Annotated in this window: 14 protein-coding genes; 1 reads left to right on the top strand and 13 read right to left on the bottom strand. The window is 45.3% G+C overall.

Annotated elements, in window-relative coordinates; genetic code table 11:
• Positions 1 to 54: 54 nt before the first annotated feature.
• The 6 genes from ABIE26_RS23565 to ABIE26_RS23540 form a co-directional block, all read right to left on the bottom strand.
• On the bottom strand, positions 55 to 4,143 hold the full coding sequence (locus tag ABIE26_RS23565; RefSeq protein ID WP_310145789.1) for a hybrid sensor histidine kinase/response regulator transcription factor: 4,089 nt from the start codon (positions 4,141 to 4,143) through the stop codon (positions 55 to 57).
• Positions 4,144 to 4,242: 99 nt separating this feature from the next.
• A complete protein-coding gene (locus ABIE26_RS23560) occupies positions 4,243 to 6,168 on the bottom strand; it encodes a TlpA family protein disulfide reductase (protein WP_310145790.1) in 1,926 nt (641 codons plus the stop codon).
• A gap of 11 nt (positions 6,169 to 6,179) precedes the next feature.
• On the bottom strand, positions 6,180 to 7,628 hold the full coding sequence (locus ABIE26_RS23555; RefSeq protein ID WP_310145792.1) for a RagB/SusD family nutrient uptake outer membrane protein: 1,449 nt from the start codon (positions 7,626 to 7,628) through the stop codon (positions 6,180 to 6,182).
• Between the two features lie 17 nt (positions 7,629 to 7,645).
• The gene (locus tag ABIE26_RS23550) at positions 7,646 to 10,885 is read right to left on the bottom strand and encodes a TonB-dependent receptor (RefSeq protein ID WP_310145793.1); all 3,240 of its coding nucleotides are present in this window, start codon (positions 10,883 to 10,885) and stop codon (positions 7,646 to 7,648) included.
• Positions 10,886 to 11,107: 222 nt separating this feature from the next.
• A complete protein-coding gene (locus ABIE26_RS23545; RefSeq protein ID WP_310145795.1) occupies positions 11,108 to 12,115 on the bottom strand; it encodes a FecR family protein in 1,008 nt (335 codons plus the stop codon).
• Positions 12,116 to 12,192: 77 nt separating this feature from the next.
• Positions 12,193 to 12,774, bottom strand: a complete 582-nt coding sequence (locus ABIE26_RS23540) for an RNA polymerase sigma factor (RefSeq protein ID WP_310145797.1) — start codon at positions 12,772 to 12,774, stop codon at positions 12,193 to 12,195.
• A 132-nt stretch (positions 12,775 to 12,906) separates the two neighbouring features.
• Between ABIE26_RS23540 and ABIE26_RS23535 the strand changes: the two genes are divergently transcribed.
• Positions 12,907 to 14,682, top strand: coding sequence for an aminopeptidase P family protein (locus ABIE26_RS23535; RefSeq protein ID WP_310145798.1), 1,776 nt, complete (start codon positions 12,907 to 12,909; stop codon positions 14,680 to 14,682).
• A gap of 105 nt (positions 14,683 to 14,787) precedes the next feature.
• On the opposite strand, the gene ABIE26_RS23530 is transcribed toward ABIE26_RS23535, so the two are convergent.
• The 7 genes from ABIE26_RS23530 to fucP form a co-directional block, all read right to left on the bottom strand.
• Complete coding sequence (locus tag ABIE26_RS23530) at positions 14,788 to 15,579, bottom strand: SDR family oxidoreductase (RefSeq protein ID WP_310145799.1); 792 nt, start codon at positions 15,577 to 15,579, stop codon at positions 14,788 to 14,790.
• A gap of 15 nt (positions 15,580 to 15,594) precedes the next feature.
• Positions 15,595 to 16,425, bottom strand: a complete 831-nt coding sequence (locus ABIE26_RS23525) for an amidohydrolase family protein (protein WP_310145800.1) — start codon at positions 16,423 to 16,425, stop codon at positions 15,595 to 15,597.
• Entirely contained in the window at positions 16,412 to 17,269 is an 858-nt protein-coding gene (locus ABIE26_RS23520; RefSeq protein ID WP_310145801.1) for a fumarylacetoacetate hydrolase family protein, read from the bottom strand. Before ABIE26_RS23520 ends, ABIE26_RS23525 begins: the two co-directional genes overlap by 14 nt.
• Before the next feature lie 86 nt (positions 17,270 to 17,355).
• Positions 17,356 to 18,120 carry an SDR family NAD(P)-dependent oxidoreductase gene (locus ABIE26_RS23515; protein ID WP_310145802.1) on the bottom strand — a complete coding sequence of 255 codons (765 nt, stop codon included), beginning with the start codon at positions 18,118 to 18,120 and terminating at the stop codon, positions 17,356 to 17,358.
• Between the two features lie 9 nt (positions 18,121 to 18,129).
• Positions 18,130 to 19,788 carry a UxaA family hydrolase gene (locus tag ABIE26_RS23510; RefSeq protein WP_310145804.1) on the bottom strand — a complete coding sequence of 553 codons (1,659 nt, stop codon included), beginning with the start codon at positions 19,786 to 19,788 and terminating at the stop codon, positions 18,130 to 18,132.
• A 1-nt stretch (position 19,789) separates the two neighbouring features.
• A complete protein-coding gene (locus tag ABIE26_RS23505) occupies positions 19,790 to 20,125 on the bottom strand; it encodes an L-rhamnose mutarotase (RefSeq protein ID WP_310145806.1) in 336 nt (111 codons plus the stop codon).
• 3 nt (positions 20,126 to 20,128) lie between these two features.
• A complete protein-coding gene (fucP, locus tag ABIE26_RS23500; RefSeq protein ID WP_310145808.1) occupies positions 20,129 to 21,379 on the bottom strand; it encodes an L-fucose:H+ symporter permease in 1,251 nt (416 codons plus the stop codon).
• Positions 21,380 to 21,500 lie beyond the last annotated feature (121 nt).

Below are 21,500 nucleotides of genomic sequence, written 5' to 3'. Positions count from 1 at the left end.
ATGTAGTGTGCCTCCGGGAAGAGTGCACTATAGTTACATTTTAGTTCACTATAGTTACAAATGGGTCGTATTTGCCTCGTATTGCTGCTGCCGGTACTCATTTGGGGCGCAACGGTAAATCTTTTTAAATTCCCTGAAGAAATAAGATTTGTTATTGAAACCTGTGCGGTAAAAGATTTCAGACACCGTGTATTGGGAAGCAATCAGCATATCCGCAGCATGTTTAAGCCGGATCCTCTTGATGAATTCAGCAGGGGTCATCCCGGCAAGGGATTTCAATCTGCGGTACAGCTGCATTTTGCTGATGGACAGCGCATCCTCAAGTGTAGCCGAGTTCAGATCGGGTTCGCTTAAATTGTTTTCAATTACCTTTAGCAATGCTTCCAGGAACTTCTTGTCTGTTTCGGCAATATCTGCATCTACAAACTGATTGGTAATGTGCTGGTCTTTGATCAGGCTATCCATACGGGCCTGGTTGTCCAGCAGTTTACGGATGCGTACATGAAGGTAGTTGATCTGGAAAGGTTTAGGGATATAGGCGTCTGCACCGAGTTCGTAACCTTCGGTTTTATGGTCTTCAGAACCCCGGGCAGATAAAATGACAAAGGGGATCTGCGCCATTGCCGGGGTCTGCTTAACGGTGCGGCAAAGCTCCAGGCCGTCCATATCCGGCATCATTACATCACTAACAATAAGGCTGGGGATGGTTTTATTTAAAAAGCTAAGCGCTTCCAGCCCTGTACCGGCCTCATAAATCACATATTGCTCTTTCAATACGTTCCTGATCAGGTACCGCAGCTCGGGCTCATCCTCTACCAGGAGGATACTGGGTTTTTCTGCCTGTTGCAGGTTGTCTATCAAACTGTTTTTATTCTCCTCCTCCGCCGGAACAAGATCCGGCCGCTCATATACCTCTACCAGCGATTCATATAGGGATGAAGGCGCAGAGGTAATCACTTTGGCATCTTTATTTTCGGCAGCAGCCAGCTTTACCCTAACCTTAAAGGTGATCACATCCTCTTCCAGTTCTACCGTAATTTCAGCCCCCATCAGCGTAACCAGCTCACGGGTAAAGGCCAGCCCTATACCGGTACTGAACTTTTCTGTCTGCTGTTCATTGCTCACATAGAATTTATGGAAGATCTTGTCCAGGTGTGCTTGTTTTAAAGTACATCCTGAATTTGAGACCGCTACCTCGAGCAGGCTTTCCTCCGGATGGTATGTTGCCGAAAAACAGATCCGCTCCTGCTGCCCCGAATGTTTGAAAGCGTTAGACAACAGGTTAAATAATATCTTTTCAAACTTGTCCTTGTCTACAAAACCTGCAATCCCGCCCTGCACCTGCCTGGTATACTGCTGCTGGTTCCGCGTACTCAGTGGAACAAACAGTTCAGACAGGCTGTTCAGCATTTTACTGATGTCTACATAGTCCTCGTTCTTTTGCAGGTACCCCGCTTCGGCCTTCCTGAATTCGAGCAGCTGCTGTACCAGGTAAGTTAACCTGGCCGTATGCTGGTGCACAATGGAAATGAAATAATTGTTTTCCCGGTTCTTGAGCAGTTCATTCCTTTTACTGCGCAGGTAATGTTCAACCGAGCCCATGATCATGGTTAAAGGCGTCTGGATCTCATGGGCTATATTGGTAAAGAAGTTCAGACGCTGCTGATGTTCTTCTTCATCCTTTTGCCTTAGCAAATGCTCCATCTGCAGCTGGTATTTCATTTGCAGCTTGTTTTTTCTGTACAGATGAAAAGCATACCCCGAAGCGACAACAATAAACAGGTAGGCCAGCATAGCCGGATAGGTGAGCCAGAAATATTGTTCTACATGTAACTTAAATACGCTGCTGCCTTCCGTCCACAGCCCCTCGCCATTGCTCCATTTTACCTGCATGGTGTAATTTCCGGGAGGTACATTATTGTACACAATGTTCCCTACCGCCCCGGCATAATTCCAGGATTTATCCAGCCCTTCTAATTTATAGGCAAACTCGTTTTTGGCCTCATTTAAAAAACTCATGGGTTTTAAACTCAGCTGGAAGAAATTACTTTTGCGCGGCAGCACATATGCGGGGATTTTAGTTTGCGTGGTTTTTACAACCTGCAGGCGATTAGCGTCCAGATTTTGCCCGCCCATCTGAACCCCTGCAACCAATACATTTGGCTGCAGTTTATTTCCGGTAATGTTTTCGGGAACAAAATAATTAAAGCCGTAAATGCCGCCAAAATATAGTACCCCTGATGCCGATTTCCAAACTGCACCATCACTGAACTCATTGCTTTGCAATCCGTCGCTTTCCCTGAAACTGGCAATTGCCCCATTTGCCGGGTTTAGCCTGGCCAGGCCTTTATTGGTGCTAACCCATATATTGCCCGAACGTGTACCTTCAATGGCATGGATGGTATTGTTAGGCAGGCCTTCCTGCATGGTGAACTTCCGGAATACCGGTTTGTCTTTTATGGATTCCTGCCGGCTCAGCCAATTTAAACCATAGCTGGTACCGATCCATAAACCTTTGCGGCTATCCTTATACAGGGAAAGTACATCGTTGTTGGTGAGGCCTGTTGGAGAAGAAAAAGCTTTAAAAGTTTTAAATTTCCCTGTTTTTTTATCCAGCACGCTCAGCCCCCCATACCGGCAGGCTATCCAAAGCCGGTTGCCATCGTTACATAGGGCATAAATGATGTCATTGGCCGGCCCCTGTGCTGCGCCCGACAGGTACTGCTTAAAATAGCTTACTTTTAAATGTTTGCCCTTTCCGGCAAGCTTAAGGTGGACAAGCCCATGTCCGCTTGTACCCAGCCAAAGCGAACTGTCGGCGTCCTGCAAAATGGCATAAACAGAGCCAAAGGAAGGCAGCCCGGAACTTCCCCCAACATCCCGCCACCGCATCAGACGCCTGGCCTGAAGATCGTAAATACCGATGCCTTCACCATCTGTGCCAATGTAGATATAAGGTTCCATTCCTCTTTTTAAGGCGTAGACCGAGTTGTTCTCCAGGCCATTATCTGTAGTGAGCGCCCGCCTGGAGCCTGTTGGCCCGGCACCTGAAAGGAAGCCCTCTAAAACCACAATACCCCGGCCTTTGGTGGCTACCCATAAATTTCCTTCGGCTTCTTCAAAAGCACGCACCGGTTTGTTCAAGTCTGCAATGCTGTTCTGGTTCAACAGGCCGAAATGATTTGTTTTTGGATGGATCTTGATGAGCCCATTGCCATCTGTCCCGATCCATAGTACCCCGTCTTTAGCCGTTTCTACAGAGGTTACCCTGGTATTTGCCAGTTGTTTTACCTCCTGCTGCATCAGGCCGGATGCCCTGAATTCGCTGTCGAACATAGCAATGCCAAGCCCTTCCCAGGCAACCAGGTAACCGGATTGATAATAGCTGATGGACTTAACGCCCGCCCTGAGCCTGCTGATCTTTTGAGGAACAAGCTGCGCGCCCAGCTGCCATAACTCATTATCTGCATTTGTAAAGAAAAGCTTACGGTTAACCACAAAAAAATTGCTGATGCGGCTATTTGCCAGGGTTTTGACCGGTTTAACCCCCTGTGCAGTCATGCTGCAAGCCGTTAACCGCCCGTCATCGCGAAGGAACCAGACCAGGCCATCTGCCCCGCTTTCTATTTTTAAGATCTTTTTGGTTCCGAACGGAAGCCCGATTGGCCTGAACAGGTTCGTTTGCAATTCGAACCTGCTTAAGCCATAGGTTTTGCTATAGCAATAAACACTTCCATCGGCAGCAATTACCAGCTCATATTCCTTTTCTGCAATGCTTCTTTTTGTTGCCTGGTTATAGAAGTAACGGTAAAACTTACCTGCCGACTTTTCAAAGCGCGTAATTCCGCCAATGGTACTGATCCAGATGTTTCCGGCCTTGTCTTCTTTAATGTCCTGAACAACATTGTTACCGATGCTGCCTCCTTCGCTTTCCGCATTATAATTGAAAACCCTGAAGTCGGTACCGTCGTACATGTTTAAACCATCCCAGGTGCCAACCCATAAAAGCTGGTCTCTATCCTGAAATACTACGTTTACTGCACTATTGGAAAGGCCATTGCGATTATCAAACTGCTGAAAATAAAACTGCAGCGGGCCCGGTCCAGCCGCAGCAGGCAATAATTTGCCTATGAAAATGAGCATAACCGTGAAACAGAACTTCAAAAGACCTTTCATCGATAAATTTATTGGAAGTGCCGGGTTTTATGCATCCAATATACGACTAAAAGCCCAAAGGAAAGGCTACTTTTTCCCGGCCTGCAGCAAGATATCGATCTGCGCTGCCAGTTTATGTTCCAGTTCGGCGCCTTCAAAACCTATGGTCCTGAACTGCATCATACCTTGCTGATCAATAACAGCGATGGTAGGGATCAGCGTAAAGCCAACTTTCTCTCCTATATCAGGATCGTTGTTAAAATATAAAGGAAAAGTATACTGCGGGTTTTTGGCCTCCCAGCCAATGGCGTCCTTAATGGTGTTGCGCGCTCCGCTGTTTACCACCATAAACATGACCTCAGGCTGATGCTTATATTTATCGTAAACTTTTTGCAGGTAAGGCATTTCCTGCATACAAGGTACGCACCAGGTAGCCCAAAAATCAAGGATCAGCACCTTACCCTTCATCATTTCCGGGGTAACCGGCTTGCCCTTAAGATCGGTTAATTTTGCAAGTTCCGGCCCCGGCTTGTTCATCAGCTGCTTTTTCAAGGCTTCTTTTAGCTGTGCAAGTTTCAGTTCTTCCAGCTGCTTCAATCTGGAATTGAATTCAGCTGCTGTACCATTTGCGGCTAAAAAGTTCTTTCGGGCAGCGCTGATGGCCTGGTTGTCTGAAGGATCTTTTAGCAGGACTTCCCATACTGCTTCAAAAGCTTTCTGAGGGTTTGCTGTTTGTGCATACACTTCTGCAATGCGCATCAGGCTTTCTTTATTAGCGCCAGCAGCGGCCGCTTTTGCTGCATATTCCAGTGCCCCGGCCTTGCTGCCGGTATACAGTTTGTTTAACGCAATAATAGCATACAGGCTGGACCTTGCTTCGGCCACCGTCTTTTTACGGGTACTGTCTGCCACATAGGGTAAGATGTGCCCATATTCTGGGAAATACCTGATGACACCTATAGGCCACTGGTCGGCTATTTTTAACGACGCCTCTGCATAGGCAATGGCGGTATCGGGTGCTATCCTGGCCTTTGTCATTTCCTCAGCAATTACTTTTAATTGTTGTGAGGTATAAGGGTTCAGTGGCCCCAGGCTTCTGCGGGCATGGTAAACTGATTTACCTGCATCGCCCTTAGCGGTATAATATTCAAACAACATGCGGTGTATGTCGGTAGAATTTTCGCCTGTCTCCTTCCCCTTTTTTAACAGCGCCTCCAGCTGGCTTATCTTCTTAACGGTATCCCTTTCTTTCCCAATAGCCGAGATGAGGTAATCTTTGGCCAGGTCTGATTCAGGGAAGCGGGTAGAAACCACCTTACGGATGGAATCAAGCCTGGAATTCTCGCCAATAATCAGGTAACCCATGGTTACTTTGTTCAGGTTACCGCCAAAGGTTGGGTTCTTTTCAAACTGGGCCGCAATAATTTTCCGGGCTTCATTTCTGTGTTTCAGCTTTTCGGCCGGGCGCTTTGCCATGGCCATCAATGCACTTTGCTCGCGCACCTTCGCTTCATAATTGTCGGGATAATTTGCCAGTTCCTTCTTCAGCAGTTCCAGTTGCAGGGAAGGGATACGGGCCGACTTGGGCATTTGTGCACCGAGACTATACGATTCATGTAAAAAGCCATCCCTTACCCTTTTATCTCCTTTGTACACGGCAATTGAGTAGTGACGATCAGCCGCCGGCTTATCTATCAGTTCTCCACGCGCTCCGTTTTGGAAATAAAAGGTAGCAAAAGTAGCATAGCGCTGCAGCACAAATGAGGCTACCCAATCCTTTCCCTGCCTGGTCATAGGCAGTTTCCAGGGCAATTCATAAAAGGTAGAATAGGTAAAGTTGATGATCACCTCATTAGCATCCGGGCCAATAACGGCTCCGGGAGCATCTGGATGATAAATGATGGTCACTTTATCTCCTCTTTGGGGTTTTTCAGGGGTGATCTGTACCACCTGGGCCTGTACCTGCAATAAAGCAAGTACAAGCAGGCAGCACGCTAACGCATGTTTAAACATAGGGATGTGAATTAGTTATAACCTGGATTGGGCGTAAGGTTTTTATTGGTTCTGATGGCAGTCGTAGGTATTGGGAACAAAACGGCAGTCGATTTCCAGGCTGGCTTTGTAGCTGGCAAAATATCATCTGCCCGGGTTTTTCCGGCAATTCCTGTTGTACTTTTCCATCTTTTGAGGTCAAACCAGCGGTGCCCCCATTCCGCAAACAGTTCAACTCTTCGTTCCTTTTCAACAAGCAGCATCCCTTCAGCAATAGACGCAGGAGTATTCAGATCTGTAAGTCCGGCACGTTTCCTGATTACATTCAGGTCTTCCTTGCCATCATTGAATTTGCTTTGCTGTATCCTCGCCTCAGCCCTGATCAGATAAGCTTCCGCATAACGTAAAACCATAGAATATTCGGTAGGTGCAACCCCTGCTGTTCCTACTCTCACTTTATATTTAAAAGGATAGTAATGTGTAATATCCGGAGTGGCAGGAGGTACAAACTTACCCACCCAGTTGGTAAAACGTTTATCCCCAGACTCGAACGCAGGAACAAGCCCATTGACGTCTTTAGTCATCCGGTAAAGCGGAGTACTAACAGGTACAATGGTATTCCCTTCCCATGTATTTCTTCCCAGCGCTGTATTTACTACCTGCAGCTGCCAGACAGCTTCGTTACTGTTCTTTAAAAATGCCTTGGTCATATGTGCAGCATTGGTGGGATCAGCATTGTCCAGCAAGGCATAGCCTGGGCTGCTAATCACAGCTGCTGCCTCCTGCTCGGCCAGGACATAATTTTCGTTATACAGATAGGCCCTTGCCAGTAACAGAGTAGCAGCAACCTTGTTCGGCCTTATCCTTTCCCTATTTTCCGGATATTCGTTGATCAATAGCTTCTTCGCTTCTACAAGATCTTCAATAATTGCAGTATAAACTTCCGCTTTCGGTGTCCTGGCCTTATCGGTATTTTTAATGACGTCCGTATCCATGATCAGCGGCACGTCACCAAACATATTCACCAGATAGAAATAGCAGAATGCACGGATAAACCTGGCCTCTCCCAATACCTGATTTTTCGTCACCGAACTTAAAGTTGTGGAAGCAGAAGCTCCTTCAACAATGGCATTGGCCCTGTAAATAAAATTATAAGGCTGCGACCACAGGATATCTGCATACTGGTTTCCGGGCAATACGGAATTGTTTTTAAACTCATCAAAATTGGCCAGAGTTGACGCATACGTAAACTCATCGGCGCTCATGGCGCCCAGGAATGTGGTTAATACATTGGCAAACTGGTAATTAAAAGCGTTCATATCACTGTAAATACCAACTACGCTAGCTGTAGCAGTGGCATCATTTACAAAGATCACCGAGGTTGCGAGCTGATCCTTAGGATCGCCTACATCCACAAATTTTTTACAGGAGCACACTGTGGTCAGAAGCAATACACTCAATATATAATAAATAGCTTTCATCGTTTAAAATTTAAATGTTAGAATGAGACTTGGACACCGGCAGTATAAGTGCTTAACGGAGGTAATACATAAGCTTTTGTTTCAGGATCAAACCCATCGTATTTGGTCAATGTAAAGAGGTTTTGCCCCTGAACATAAACCGTCAGGTTTTTCAGGTTTTGCCTTTTTAGCAGGCTCCCGAAATTGTAACGCAGGGATACATTTTTGAGCCTTATAAATGAAGCGTCAACCCAATTGGCATCCGAAAGCCTGTAATTATTCCGATAGGCATTATATATCGGCTTACCTGAAGTAAGACTTGCTCCTGGTATTACAGCCGGATCTCCAGGGTTACGCCAGCGGTCAAGGGCACTCAGGTCTTTGTTCACCCGTTCACCGTTGGAATAGCTCAGAAATCCATAATTCAGGCCTGGCCCTTCCTGTTTCACAAATTGAAAAAAGAAATCCAGACTTAAATTCTTGTAAGTAAAGCTGTTCTGTAAGCCTCCAAAGAAATCTGGAGCGGTATGTCCCATCACAATCATGTCCTTGGAATCAGAAATTGCCCCGTCTCCATCCAGGTCAATAAAAGTAGGTACACCTGTTTGTGCATCCAGCCCCTTAAAACCAAAGCCCTTAACAATAGTAAGTGGCTGCCCTAGCACATAATCGTCGGCGTAGGAAGTGTTCTCCAGGTTAGGGTATTTCAAAAGCTTGTTCTTCGAGAAGGTCAGGTTCAGCGCACTGGTCCATGAGAAATCAGTGTTCCTGATATTTACTGTCGACAACTCAAACTCCAGGCCTTTGTTTTCTACAAGGGCAGGCAGATTAGCAGTATAGGAATCAAAGCCCGATTGCGGTGAAAGTGCATATTCAATAAGCTGGTTATCGGAACGGTTCCGATAAAAATTCGTGGTTAGCAAAATCCGGTCTTTCAGAAAGCCAAGATCCAGTCCGAACTCCAGTTTGCGATTTTCTTCCCAGCTGTACAAAGGGTTTGCAAACCTACTAGGCGTCAAACCTCCTGATCCTCCGTAAGGATAGCGTGTGGCGGACCAACTGTCGAGATAACCATAGTCGCCGATCTGGTCATTTCCGACCAAACCATAGCTAGCCCTTAATTTACCGAAGCTCAGCACATTTGAATATTTTTTAAGGAAACCTTCGTTACTGAACAACCAGGCTGCACCAACAGCCCCGAAATTCCCAAAACGTTTTTCCGGACCAAATCTGGATGAGCCATCTCTCCTGAATGTCCCATTGACGATATATTTTTCATTCAGGTTATAGGTCAGCCTTCCAAATACAGAAGTATATCTGTATTTACGATAGCTATAGGTTCTGGGTGTAAGCGAAACGGCCGCCGCAATATTCTCCAGTTGGGCATCACTTACATAACCGTTTCCAGTGACAGAATTGCCCTCCCTCAGGGTATGCTGCCAGGTACCTCCCGCCAAAGCTGTAAATTTTCCGGTTCCAAGCGTCATCGTATACTCCGCCTGAGGTTCCACAATAAAAGAGTTAAGGTAGGAATTACCATAAATAGCCATACTACCAGGATAATTCAACGGGTTAAAACTCACTTTTGGCGATGTCTGCACCTGGTTCATTGTCATCCGGTTGAAACCTCCCGTTACTCTTAAGCTTAATCCATCCGTTACCCGGTAACTCACATTCAAATCGCCCAATATGTTCTGTGTATTGGAAAGGCTTTTCCGTTCCAGGTAGGCAATCGGGTTCTGGTCGTTGCTATACCAGTAGAAAGCCCCATTGGCGTCATAGATCGGGTAATTCGGTGCCAGGTTAAAAAAGCTCGTCAGGTCGGCCGCAAGTGAGTTGTTCTGATCTGCAACATATTTCACCGAGCTGGCAACCCTGAACCTATCGTCTGCCGACTTATGTGTGACAGACATATTCAATGCCCCCTTCATTAACCCTGTATTACCAGGTAAAACGGTTTTTTCATTTCTGAAAGTTCCACCCAACATAAAATTGGTCTGCTCCGTCCCCCCTCTTATGGAGGTGCTGATCTCCGTAAGGGCAGCAGAATTACCAATCAGCCGCTTCTGCCAGTTCTGATCAACATTCTGGTCCCAGACCATTAGATCAGGTGCATTATCTGCAGTAGGATTAGCTCCGTCATTTTTAAATGCCTCCCTCCTCAGTTCAAGGTAATCAGCGGTACTCAACATTTTGACAGGGTTATTGACCCTCGACAGCCCCGTGTAGGCATTAAATGAAATTTCAGGTTTACCTGCTTTGCCTGATTTAGTAGTAATCAGGATCACACCATTTGCCGCCCTCGAGCCATAAATAGCTGTTGCATCTGCATCCTTTAAAATATCTATACGCTCAATATCAGCCGGATTGATACTACTGAGTGGACTTTGGTTGCCATTTGCCCCGGTAAACTGGCTCAATGACTCTGAAATAAACGGCACACCGTCTACTATATAAAGCGGATCATTACCGGCACCAATTGAATTTTGTCCACGGAGCCTTACATTATAACCCGAGCCAGGATAGCCCGTTACGGCAGAAATTTCCAGACCGGCAACACGGCCCTGCAAAGCAGAAAGCGGGTCATTTACCGGCTGTGCCCCTATAGTTTTTGAAGTTATGGAAGTAACAGACCCCGTATTGGCCCTTTTCGTTGTGGTACCGTATCCGATCACAACAACCGCGTCCAGCGATCCTACATCCGGTTTCAAACGGATATTGGTCATCCGGCCATTTTGCACTGTTCCTTCGGCAGTAAGATAACCTATGTAACTAAAGACAAGAATAGCGCTTTCATTTGGCACCTGTATAATATATTTACCTTCATTATCAGTAACTACGCCCTTGTTCGTTCCTTTTATCTTTACAGATACACCTGGTAGCGGAAGGTTGTTTTCATCGGTTACCCGGCCATTGATATAAATATCCCGGCTTGAAACCTGATTCTGTGCAGGGGCACTTTCCTTAAAAACAATAATGCTGTTGTTAAGCTGCTTATACGAAAGGCCAGTGCCTTTCAGCAATTCATCCAGCGTATTTTTAACGGAACGCAACTCTCCTTTGATGCTGAGGTTTTTAAATACGGAGATCAGCTCATTGCGGTAGGCAAACCTGAAATCTGTTTGCTTTTCAATCTGGGAAAAAGCAGTCCTGAGCGTCCCCTTATCCATCCCAACCGACACCTTCACATCGGAAAGCGTTTGAGCAGAACCCGGAGAAGCGTTGATACTGCTCACGGCAAATAAAATAATCATTAAGAGGATCGCGTTCACTTTCATAAAAAACTTTAATTTTTTAATGTTAAACGGAGTATAAAATACCGGAACACACCGGCTTGCAAAACGTGTAGAATTGTAATACATTGCGTTGGTTTTAGTTTGAACTGATACATAAATTAAGACCATCTGCAAACTCCGGTTGCACCCGGAGTTTGCTTCTTCTGATCTGGGATGCCAGTATTATGGTGATGCCTTATTGTTCATTTGTAGTGGTTTAGTTGATTAATTATAGCAGCCCTGGCCATCAAAAGTTACCAGGTTATTTTTTAAAGTTATGGTAGCTCCGGTAACAGACTCTGTAACCTTCAGTACCTGTGTAAGGTCATCCCTGTTCAGAAAAGCTGCAGTAAAACGGCAGTTCTTCATCTTTTCGTTCTTAAAATTGGTTTTTACACCATAACGTGTGGCAATCATCTGTGCCGCTTGCTCAAGGGTAATGTCATCCATAATCAGGTCATGCTTCTTCCATTCAGTAACTGCCTCTGCATTCACCTTTGCTTTTACAGGCTCCGGTTTTTTAACATCCCATGCCAGTTGCTGGTCTGGCGTAAGAACCGCCAATACACGCTTTTCATCCTCCACTTTTACCTTTCCGCGGGTTACCGTTACGGTTACTGCCTGATTTGCCTTATAGGCACTGATGTTAAATGCCGTTCCAAGCACTGTTGTTTTAATTCTGCCGGTATGGATCACAAAAGGATGTCTGGCGTCATGCTTAATGTCAAAATATCCTTCCCCTATCAGGCGGACCTCTCTTAAGGCCTTTCCTTCAAATGAATCTGCATATTCCAGGTAGCTGCCGCGGTTAAGCTGTACAGAACTTCCATCAGGCAGCTTGACCCATTTATGCGTCGTATCTTTAGGATACTCCTGCTTAACCTTCGTTATCGGGGCAGGTACAGATATTTTTTCATTGGATTGGTTTAGCCAAAGGCCTGCGGCAACCATAAGCAATAAAGAGGCCGCAGCCATCCATAGCCATGGGCCCTTTTTGCGGATTACCGGCCCGCTGTTTATCACCAGGTTTATCCGCTCAAAAAGTGCCCCCTCATTTAATGGCAGTTCTCCATGCTCGGTACCCGAAAAATGCTGCTCCGTTTCCTCCAGTGCTGCACGCCATTCCTGCTCATAAGCTCCGGTTTCAACCAGTTCCTGCACCTGCTTTATTTGCGCGGGGTTACAGCGATTCAAAATAAAATCTACAAATAATTGCCTGATGTGATTTTCCAATTTTCTTTTCCCTGTTTTATAGTATTACAATTAACAGGCGGGGTACATGTACTCCAATGAAAAATAAATTTTAAAAATTAACTGCGATAGATCAAAAGCAGCAGTAATGCCCCGTTGCGGACCATAAAGTCTTTAATGGTTTTTAATGCCTTCACCATCTGACTATTTACGGTACTGTCTTTAATGCCTAATTTCTCTGCGGCCTGTTTATAAGAATACCCGTAGTTCCGGCAAAGGTCGTAGATCAGCCTGCGCTGTGGTGGAAGCTGTGCTATGGCCTGACTTATAAATGCGCTTGTCTGTTTACGCTCCACATATTCCAGCCCATTTTCTGACTGATCCAGTGCATACCCAAATACCTCATCAGAAATTTTTGATTCGCGGGATGCCAGCTTGATCACATTCAGGCACTGATTTCTGGCAATGGTAAAAAGAAAAGGCTGCAGCGACCGGTCTGTATGAATACCTCCGGCATGTTCCCAGAGTTTTACAAAGGTATCTTGCGTAACATCTTCTGCTAAAGCGGGCGATTTAAGGATTCCCAGGGCATAGGCATAGATCTTTCTTACATACAGGTTATATAGTGCGGCAAAGGCCGACGAGTCCTGCTGTTTAAGTTTCTCTAATAATTCTATTTCCCCTGTGGCAGCCAATCGCATACTCTACAAATCTAGTAGATTTTATCTGTAAACTCAACAGATTTGTTGATCACCGCGGAAGTTACGGAATTTATACTGTAAAAGAATAAATTCATAGCTTTGCTACCGTACAACTGAAATAAAAAACTGTATATGACTTACCAGGAAAAACTGACTGAAATACGCAAACAAATGCAGGCCGACAAAGTAGGCGCCTATATCATTCCATCTGCCGATCCCCATATTAGTGAATATCTGCCAGACCGTTACAAATGCATTCCTTTTACCTCTGGTTTTAAAGGATCTGCCGGTACGCTGGTCATTACGCAGGATTTTGCAGGCTTATGGACAGATTTCCGTTATTTTGAACAGGCGGCCGACGAGCTTAAAGGCAGCGGATTTGAGCTGGTAAAACAAAAAGTACAGCATGCACCCGAGTACATTCAGTGGTTAACCGAGAAATTAGGCCCGGGTGCGCAGGTTGCTGCAGATGACAAACTGCTTTCGGTATTGCTTGGCGACTTATTGACACAGCAACTGGGAGCAAAGGAAATTACACTGGTAAGCAAGGATTATTTAAGCCCAATCTGGGAAAACAGGCCTGAGCTTCCATCAGAAAAGGCCTTTTTAATTGAGGAAAAACACATCGGCCAATCAGTAACAGCTAAACTGGCACAGGTAAAAAGTACCCTGCAAAAACAGGGGGCAAGCCATCACCTCATCTCTTCACTCGATGATATGGCCTGGCTGTTCAACATCCGCGGAAAAGATGTGAGTTACAATCCGGTGGTACTGAGTTTTGCGCTGATCAGCCCAGAGGGTACCCAGATATTTATTGATGCAGCTAAACTAACCGACCAGGAAAAAGCCAGCCTTTCCCAAAGCGGTGTTGAAGTACATCCTTATCAGAACATTGAACAGGCAATAGCAGGTATTCCATCAAACAGCAGTATACTTATCGACCCGAAACGCAATTGTTTTGGGTTATACAAACTTATTCCTGCAGGCGTTAAGATCGTTAAAGACACCAACCCGAGTACCAATCTAAAAGCCATTAAGAATGAAACAGAGCTGGCCAATACCCGAACAGCCATGCTTAAAGACGGCGTAGCGATCACCCGCTTCTTAAAATGGCTTTCAGAAAACATCGGAAAAATTACCATAACAGAGCTTTCGGCAGCGGCAGAACTGCGCAAATTCAGGGCTGCACAGGAAGGCTTCGTAGGCGACAGCTTCACTACCATCAGCGCGTATAAAGCGCATGGGGCATTGCCGCACTACAGCGCTTCGGAAGAAAGTAACTACGAGGTAAAAGCAGAGGGTTTGTTCCTGGTAGATTCCGGAGGCCAATATCACTATGGCACTACCGACATTACCCGTACCATCCCGATGGGCAACAATACTGAAGAAGAAAAGACAGACTATACCCTGGTGTTAAAGGGCATGATAGAAGGTTGTAAAGTGCGCTTTCCTAAAGGTACCTGCGGCTACCAGATCGATGCCATTACACGCAAACCTTTATGGGAGCATGCCATTAACTACGGCCATGGCACAGGACACGGTGTTGGTTACTTTCTTAATGTACATGAAGGCCCGCAGGTGTTTAACCCAACAGCCAATCCTGTACCGGTAGCGTTAGGCATGATTACCTCGGTAGAGCCAGGCATCTATCGCCCCGGCAAACATGGTATCCGCATAGAGAACCTGGTCAATACCATCAAAGACATCACTAACGAATTCAATGAATTTTATGCCTTTGAATGTTTAACGATTGCTCCAATCAGTACCAAAATTGTAAAGAAAGAATTACTGGAACAGGCGCAGGTAGAATGGCTGAACAGCTATAATGCAATGGTATTCGAAAAACTAAGTCCTTTATTGACTGCCGATGAAGCAGCCTTTCTGAAAGAAGAGACGAAAGCTATATAAATACAGAAAAAAACAGATATGTTAGGAGAAGACCTCAGCGCTTTCGCTTTTTCAGCGAAAGATGCAGTCTTCGAATAATGTATCTGTTTTTTTCTAATATAACTATTATGCCGGGCTGATAGACCTGTCCAGGTGTACATAGCCGCCATCAACATGCACCAGTTGCCCGGTGGTATGACCGGAAGCCGCATTCGACAGTAAAAACACAGTAGCATTGGCAATCTCCTCGGCTGTAGTCATTCGCTGCCCAAAAGGAATTTTGGCTTTTATGGAAGCCAGCTTTTCTTCAGAATTTGGAATTGAATTGATCCAGTTCTGATACAACGGCGTATAGCATTCTGCTACAATAACCGCATTCACCCTGATCTCATAAGGCAGCAATTCTACCGCCCACTCCCGGGTCAGGGCATTCCTGCCGCCATTTGAAGCAGCATAGGCTGAAGTTCCGCCTTGCCCGGTACTGGCAACCTTTGAACCGATATTTACAATTGAGCCTTTTGATGCTTTCAGCGCAGGCAAAGCATGATGTGCCATTAAATAATAATGGATCAGGTTTTTATGCAAGCTCTCTACAAAACCTTCATAACTCCCGTTTTCCAGTCCAATACCATCATTTACTCCTGCATTGTTCACCAGTCCGTCAATACGTCCAAACTCTGCCAGCACTGCTTCAACAGCTTTTGCTGTGTCTGCAGGTTTGGTTAGTTCAGCAGCCACCTGAAATACTTTGCCACCCTCAGCAAGTATGGCATTTACCGTTTTCAGGTTGTCCTGCTCATTTCGGCCAATAATTACAGGAATAGCTCCCTCTTTTGCCAGTACACGCACAATACCTTCACCAATACCTTTGGCACCACCTGTCACAATTACAACTTTATCTTTCAATTGCAGATCCATAGATTGCTTGTTTATTTATAAATTATAAAATTTTACTGCATTCCCACCCCAGAATAATTCCTGTTCATTTACAGAGAGTTTTGCTGTATATGTTTCCATTAAACCCAAAGTCTGTGCATAAGAAGCTGCCACAAGACAAACCGGCCAATCCGAACCATACATTAGTCTTTCAATTCCAAAAGCCTCAAAAACAATGTCCAGGTAAGGCTCAAAATCACTGGCTTTCCAATTTTTCCAATCGGCCTCCGTTACCATGCCTGAAACCTTACAGCTTACGTTCTCATGTTTAGCCAGGGCAATGATGTCTTTTTTCCAGTCAGCCGTTGTCCCGTTTTTGATATCGGGCTTTGCGATATGGTCCAGCACAAAAGGCTGATCCGGAAATTTCGAAACCAGTTCTTCAGCATATTTCAGCTGGTCGGGGAAGATGAGAATGTCATACGTATAATTAAATTGTTTGAGTTTACTGATGCCATTCACAAAATCAGGCTTTAACATCAGTGCCCGGTCCTGCTCACCTTGCAGGATATGCCTGAAGCCTTTCATCTTTTCATAACCCGACAGTTCCTCCAGTCTTTCGGTCACATTTGCTGCCTGCAGGTCAATCCAGCCCACAACTCCCTTAACAAAAGGATTTTCCTCAGCATTCCTGAGTTGAAAAATGTTCTCGGTATCCGATTGATCCGACTGTACCACAACACTGCCATCAAAATTTTGCTGCTGCAGCAAAGCCAGCAATTGCTGTGGCATAAAATCCGCCCTCAGCACAGCCATATCATCATTAATCCAGCTGTCCCTTACAGGGTCGTATATCCAGAAATGCTGATGGGCATCAATTTTTAACATAGTTCCTTACCGTCTGTCTGGATGTGCCCAAGCCGTCAATACCGAGTTCCACCACATCACCCTCCTTTAGGTATATCGGCGGATTAAAGCCTAAGCCTACACCAGCCGGTGTTCCCGTAGAGATCACATCACCAGGCAGCAAAGTCATAAACTGGCTCACATAGGAAATTACGAAAGGGACATTGAATATAAAATTGGATGTATTACCATCCTGCATTTTCTGCCCGTTCACGTTGAGCCATAGCCTCAGGTTGTTTACATCAGCAATCTCGTCTTGTGTTGCCAGAAAAGGGCCTAAAGGGGCAAAAGTATCACAGCCTTTTCCCTTATCCCAGGTACCGTTTCTTTCCAGTTGAAAGGCACGCTCGGATACATCATTGTGCAATACATAACCTGCAACATAGTTCAACGCCTCAGCTTCCTCAACGTAGGATGCTTTTTTACCGATAACAATGGCCAGCTCTACTTCCCAATCTGTTTTTACCGAATTTTTTGGGATAACAATATCATCAAAAGGGCCAGTAAGTGAAGTGGTTGACTTCATAAAGATAACTGGCTCGGGTGGAATAGGTGCATTGGTTTCCCTGGCGTGGTCTGCATAGTTCAGTCCAATGCATACAATTTTTGAGGGGCGCGCTACCGGAGATCCCAGCCTTGCTGATGCATCAATAACCGGCAGTTTGCCTTCATTCTCTTTAACAAATGCAGCCAGCCGCTCCAATCCGTTGTTATTAAAAAACTGCTCGTTATAATCTTCGCCAAAAGCTGAAGTATCGTACCATTTATCGTTTAAAATTACACCGGTTTTTTCCTGATCGGCGGCTCCCCATCTAATTAGTTTCATATGCTATTTATGTTTTCGATTCAATGGCGGCATCAATAGTACCACCTTTTTAATTTAACCCTGTTAAAATAACAAAAGTTTGCGGTTTAGTTGTTCAATTTAATAAAACCACCATCAAGCGGATAGTCATTCCCGGTTACAAAACCGGCTTCATCCGAACACAGGTACAATGCAAGGGAGGCCACCTCTTCAGGTTTACCCATGCGCCCTATAGGCTGACTTTTAGAAAGTTTCTCAAATATCTCTGCCTCCTGTCCCGCATAATTCTTAGCAATAAAGCCATCTACAAAAGGGGTATGTACCCTTGCCGGCGAAATGCTGTTACAGCGTATGCCTTCAGCCATGTAATCTCTGGCTACCGACAATGTCATCGCGTAAATGGCACCCTTGCTCATAGAATAGGCAAACCTGTCGGCCAGACCAACCAGGGCTCCTATAGATGCCATGTTCAGCACCACCCCCTTCCCTTTACGCTTCATTGCCGGAATGGCCGCGTAAAGGCAATTGTAGGCTCCCTTTACATTCACGTCAAATACCTTTGTAAAATCAGCCTCCGAAGTATTGTCGGCACGCCCGATATGAGCAATACCTGCATTATTTACCAGGATATCAATATCACCAATCTGCTCAAATGCGGCAACAACCGCGGCCTGACTGGTTACATCACAACCATGTGCTGCTGCCTTTCCACCTTCTGCTTCTATTTCCTTCACAGTCTGGGCTGCCGCTTCTGCATTCAATTCAATAACATGAACATATGCACCCTGCCTGGCGAAAAGCAAGGATATGGCTTTACCGATCCCACTTCCCCCACCTGTAATAATTGCTGACTTTCCTTTTAAACTAAACATTTTTAATAATTATAATGAAACTCCTCTTTTCCAAGGGATAAAATCGTCCTGGTTCAACAGAACAGCTTTAGGAATTACCTCTCCGCTTGCCGCCCTGATGCAATATTCCAGAATTTCAACCCCCATTTCTTCAATCGTTTTCTCTCCCCTGATGATTGCCCCGGTATCTATATCAATAATGTCACTCATCCGCGTAGCCAGGGCCGTATTGGTGGCCACTTTAATCACAGGACATACCGGGTTACCCGTAGGTGTACCCAATCCTGTTGTAAACAGAATCAATGTAGCACCGCTTGCCGCCTTGCCTGTTGTAGCCTCCACATCATTTCCTGGAGTACATACCAGGCTTAACCCCGCTTTCGTTGCCGGCTCTGTATAATCCAGTACATCGACTACGGGCGAGGTACCTGCTTTTTTTGCAGCACCTGTGCTCTTTATCGCATCCGTAATTAAACCATCCTTAATATTGCCGGGCGAAGGGTTCATATGAAAACCAGAGCCTACCGCATGCGCCTGTGCATCGTATTCCTGCATCAGCCGGATAAATTTCCCGGCAGTGGGCTCGTTCACACATCTGTCAATAATATTCTGCTCTGCGCCACACAACTCCGGAAATTCTGCCAGCAAAACCTTTGCTCCTAAAGTTACCAATAAATCTGAGGTATAACCAACGGCGGGGTTTGCAGATATGCCGCTAAAACCATCACTGCCCCCGCATTTAACCCCAACACAAAGCTTACTTAACGGAGCAGGTTTTCTCTCCGCTTTATTGATTTCCGTTAAGCCCATAAAGGTCTTCCGGATTGCATCTTTAATCAGCTGTTCCTCGCTCTGGCTTTGCTGTTGCTCAAATATCAAAACAGGTTTATCAAAGGAAGGGTTCCTGCTTTTTACATCTTCCAGTAAACTCTGGGTCTGCAAATGCTGACAACCCAGGCTCAGCACCGTTATGCCGGCAACATTCGGGTGGTCGGCATAAGCCGCCAGCAACTGGCTCAGCAATGCTGAATCCTGCCGCGTACCACCACAACCACCCTGGTGGTTTAGAAACTTAATTCCATCTACATTTTTAAACACTCTTTTCTTCTGCGGTGCTGCAGGTGCAAGCCCTTCTGCGCTGAAAGAGCTAATATCTTCGCCATGCTGGTAGGCTTCCAACAACTGTTCTGTAAACTGTTTATACTTATCGGTTACTGCATACCCCAAAGTATTATACAAAGCTTCCTTAATGACATCCAGGTTTCTGTTTTCACAAAAAACCGTAGGTATAAACAACCAGTAATTGGCTGTCCCGACACGTCCGTCAGTACGATGGTAACCATTAAAAGTTCTGCCCTCGAATTGCGAAATGTCTGGCACCTGCCACTCATAATTCACTTTCCGGTAAGCATAATCCTGCGAGGCGTGGTGCACATTGGCGGTAGTCATCAGCCCACCCCTGGGGATAAAATCTGTCGCCTTTCCAACCAATACACCATACATCAGCACCATACCTCCAACCTCAAGATCGTCTATAAAAAACTTATGTTTGGCATGCACATCCTGCTGCAAAATGATCTCTTTGCCATTCCACACTATAATCTGCCCTTTTGGCAAATCCTGCAAAGCCACCAGTACGTTATCGTCCGGGTGGATTTGTAAAAAACTCTTCACTGTATTTACTGACATCTCAGCTCCTTAACTCAAATATTTTATCCATCATTATCCATTTCTCTCCTGGCCTGGAACCTGGAATCGCTTGCTGGTACTTCCACATCCGTTGTTCCCATTCCTGTACCTTTTCGTTCCCTGCATCCATAGCTCCTTTGTTTTCAAAGCTGAAGCCCTCGTTTACCTCCATGATCATGAACAGCCGGTTTCCGGTCCGGTAAATCTCCATCTGTTCAATTCCAGATGAAGTAATGCTCTCCAAAATTTCAGGCCATACCTTCTTGTGCATCTCCTCATATTCCGCAATCAGCACAGGATCATCAACCAGGTCCAGGGCCAAACAATATCTCTTCATAACTTAGTTCTTAATTTCTTTTATCACTTTATGCCCGTTTAAACCAAACAGTAACACGACAAAAAAGCAGATCAATGGCACTATATAACCTATTTGTATGTTGTTGGTTTCATCACTGATATAACCCATAAGTGGAGGGAGTATGGCCCCGCCAACAATAGACATAATGATGAGGCTGCTGCCTAACTTCGTATCATTGCCAAGATCTTTTATACCCAGTGAAAAAATAGTAGGGAACATGATAGACATGAAAAAAGCTATCCCTGTTACGGAAAACAAAGCCACATTGCCGCTCGTAAACATTGCCGAACCACTCAATAACACACATATGACTGCATAAATTACCAGAAGCCGTTCGGCACTGATGAACTTCATCAGAAAAGTACCAATAATCCTTCCGAACAAAAATGCAAGTCCCATACCATAGCCCAAATAATCAGCAGCCTGGACCTTGGTAATTCCTGCTGCTTTAGTAGCATACAACACAAATAAGCTCATCACACAAACCTGGGCGCCAACATAGAAAAACTGTGCCACTACTGCCCAGCTAAGGTGCCTGTGCCGGAGCGCATCCATAATTCCGCGCTTCTCTCCTGTGCTTTCCTCTTCTGTAATCTCCGGGAGCTTTAAAAAGATAAAGATGACGGCAATAACTAATATGATACTTCCCAATACCAGGTAAGGTGTCTTCACAGAGGATGCCTCTGAGGCCAGCACCATTTGTTGCGCCGAGCTGCTCATGGTGCTCAATTCTTCATCAGAAACTCCTTTGATCAGAATAATCCTGGCACCAACAATTGGCGCCAACGTAGCCGCCAGGCCATTAAATGATTGTGAAAAATTCAACCTGAAAGTAGCTGTTTCCTTTGGTCCGAGTAAAGAAGCATAAGGATTTGCTGCTGTTTCCAAAATAGTAAGACCACAGGCTATGATAAAAAGCGCACCCAGAAAAAATACGTAAGCCTGGGTATTCGCTGCAGGTATAAATAAAAAAGAACCCAGGGCAAACAACACGAGACCAAAAATGATCCCTGCCTTATAGCCATACTTCTTCATAATAAACCCGGCTGGTAAAGCCATCACAAAATAGGCGATAAACACCGCTGAATCCACCAGAGAGGCCTGTAATGTGCTGAGGCTAAAGGACCGCTGCAAATGCGGAATCAATATCGGATCAAGATTATGGACAAATCCCCACATAAAGAATAGCGAGGTGATCATGATAAAAGGAAAAAGATATTTGTTTTTAGCCATTGGGTTTAAATATTTGGTTATTCAAAGGACGGGATTTCTGGCTTTAATTATTTTATGATATTATCATATGATTAAACGATTTTAGCATCTTTCTCTGTTTAAAGACGCTCCGCCTGTTAAA

It is taken from the genome of Pedobacter africanus, from assembly GCF_040548825.1.
GTDB classification, from domain to species: Bacteria; Bacteroidota; Bacteroidia; order Sphingobacteriales; family Sphingobacteriaceae; genus Pedobacter; species Pedobacter africanus_A.
Note: the sequence above shows the minus strand (reverse complement) of the source record. Positions and strands in the feature narration are given on the sequence as shown.

Bases quoted from the DNA above. Each gene is read 5' to 3' on its own strand.
- ABIE26_RS23565 (WP_310145789.1), bottom strand. From the start codon at position 4,143: ATGCTCATTTTCATAGGCAAATTATTGCCTGCTGCGGCTGGACCGGGC.
- ABIE26_RS23560 (WP_310145790.1), bottom strand. From the start codon at position 6,168: ATGTTTAAACATGCGTTAGCGTGCTGCCTGCTTGTACTTGCTTTATTG.
- ABIE26_RS23555 (WP_310145792.1), bottom strand. From the start codon at position 7,628: ATGAAAGCTATTTATTATATATTGAGTGTATTGCTTCTGACCACAGTG.
- ABIE26_RS23550 (WP_310145793.1), bottom strand. From the start codon at position 10,885: ATGAAAGTGAACGCGATCCTCTTAATGATTATTTTATTTGCCGTGAGC.
- ABIE26_RS23540 (WP_310145797.1), bottom strand. From the start codon at position 12,774: ATGCGATTGGCTGCCACAGGGGAAATAGAATTATTAGAGAAACTTAAA.
- ABIE26_RS23535 (WP_310145798.1), top strand. From the start codon at position 12,907: ATGACTTACCAGGAAAAACTGACTGAAATACGCAAACAAATGCAGGCC.
- ABIE26_RS23530 (WP_310145799.1), bottom strand. From the start codon at position 15,579: ATGGATCTGCAATTGAAAGATAAAGTTGTAATTGTGACAGGTGGTGCC.
- ABIE26_RS23525 (WP_310145800.1), bottom strand. From the start codon at position 16,425: ATGTTAAAAATTGATGCCCATCAGCATTTCTGGATATACGACCCTGTA.
- ABIE26_RS23520 (WP_310145801.1), bottom strand. From the start codon at position 17,269: ATGAAACTAATTAGATGGGGAGCCGCCGATCAGGAAAAAACCGGTGTA.
- ABIE26_RS23515 (WP_310145802.1), bottom strand. From the start codon at position 18,120: ATGTTTAGTTTAAAAGGAAAGTCAGCAATTATTACAGGTGGGGGAAGT.
- ABIE26_RS23510 (WP_310145804.1), bottom strand. From the start codon at position 19,788: ATGTCAGTAAATACAGTGAAGAGTTTTTTACAAATCCACCCGGACGAT.
- ABIE26_RS23505 (WP_310145806.1), bottom strand. From the start codon at position 20,125: ATGAAGAGATATTGTTTGGCCCTGGACCTGGTTGATGATCCTGTGCTG.
- fucP (WP_310145808.1), bottom strand. From the start codon at position 21,379: ATGGCTAAAAACAAATATCTTTTTCCTTTTATCATGATCACCTCGCTA.